This window comes from Streptomyces spongiae, assembly GCF_009377185.1.
GTDB lineage: Bacteria > Actinomycetota > Actinomycetes > Streptomycetales > Streptomycetaceae > Streptomyces > Streptomyces spongiae.
Window position 1 is genome coordinate 1 of sequence record NZ_VJZC01001043.1, and the last position, 1,540, is coordinate 1,540.

Consider the following 1,540-nt stretch of genomic DNA (forward strand, 5'->3'; position numbering starts at 1 on the left):
GGGCGGCATCGGGGCCGCGCTGGCTCGCCGTTTCGCGGTGGAGGGGGCGCGGGTGGTGGTGAACGACCTGGACCCCGTCAAGGCGAAGGCCGTGGCCGACGAGATCGGCGGCATCGCGGTGCCCGGCGACGCCTCCACGATCGTCGCCGAGGCACGGGACGCGCTCGGCGGCACGGTCGACGTCTACTGCGCCAACGCGGGCGTCGGCTCCGGCGGCACGGAGGCGGCCGAGGAGAAGGTCTGGGAGCTCGCCTGGGACGTCAACGTGATGGCGCACGTCCGCGCGGCCCACGCGCTCCTCCCCGCCTGGCTGGAGCGCGGCAGCGGCCGGTTCGTGTCCACCGTCTCGGCCGCCGGACTGCTCACCATGATCGGCGCCGCGCCGTACAGCGTCACCAAGCACGGCGCGTACGCCTTCGCCGAGTGGCTGTCGCTGACCTACCGGCACCGTGGGCTGAAGGTCCACGCGATCTGCCCGCAGGGCGTGCGCACGGACATGCTGACGGCGGCCGGCAGCGCGGGCGAGCTCGTGCTCGCGCCGACCGCGATCGACCCCGAGGACGTGGCGGACGCGCTGCTCAGGGGCATCGAGGAGGACCGGTTCCTGATCCTGCCGCACCCCGAGGTCGCCGAGTACTACCAGGCCCGGGCCGCCGATCCGGACCGCTGGCTGACGAACATGAACCGTGTCCAGCAGAAGTGGGAAGCTACGCCCTGACGGCCCTGCCCGACTTGCCGAATGCGGAGGGTGGGAAGATCCTCCGTCGGGACGGCTTACCCCGTCCGGTCGGCGACGACGGGGCGGGTGGACGCCCGACGGACGACGAGCAGACGAGCAGACGAAAACCTCGGAAGGCAGGTGGCGGCAAGTGCCCAGGACGACGGACGGAGACGGCACGCCCGTCCCGCAGCGGCTGCTGGCCGCCGCCACCCGGCTCTTCGCGGAGCAGGGCTACGACCGTACGTCGGTGCAGGAGATCGTGGAGGCGGCGGGCGTCACCAAGGGGGCGCTGTACCACTACTTCGGCTCCAAGGACGACCTGCTGCACGAGGTGTACGCGCGTGTGCTGCGCGTTCAGCAGGAGCGCCTCGATGCCTTCGCGGGGGCGGACGAGCCGATCGAGAGACGCGTTCGGGACGCCGCGGCCGATGTCGTCGTGACGACGATCGAGAACCTCGACGACGCGATGATCTTCTTCCGGTCGATGCACCACCTGAGTCCTGAGAAGAACAAACAGGTGCGTGCCGAGCGGCGTCGCTATCACGAGCGGTTCCGTGCGCTGATCGAGGAGGGGCAGACGTCGGGCGTCTTCTCCACCGCGACGCCGGCCGACCTCGTGGTGGACTACCACTTCGGTTCCGTCCACCACCTGTCGACGTGGTACCGGCCGGACGGTCCCCTCAGCCCGCAGCAGGTGGCGGACCATCTGGCGGACTTGCTGCTGAGGGCGCTGCGACCGTAGTCGGGCGAGGGTTTTTCCTCGCCCCCGCCGCCCCTACCCATTCCCGTCCCTTCCCTGGGGGCTGCCGCCCCCAGACC

General features: G+C 71.2%; 2 protein-coding genes. Both read left to right on the forward strand.

The features are described from left to right. Positions 1-718 (forward strand): SDR family oxidoreductase (locus FNH08_RS49965; protein ID WP_152778639.1); only part of this gene is annotated, 718 nt, incomplete at its 5' end. A gap of 151 nt (positions 719-869) precedes the next feature. Further along, on the forward strand, positions 870-1,463 hold the full coding sequence (locus tag FNH08_RS49970) for a TetR/AcrR family transcriptional regulator (protein ID WP_322726678.1): 594 nt from the start codon (positions 870-872) through the stop codon (positions 1,461-1,463). The last annotated feature ends 77 nt before the right edge of the window (positions 1,464-1,540 follow it).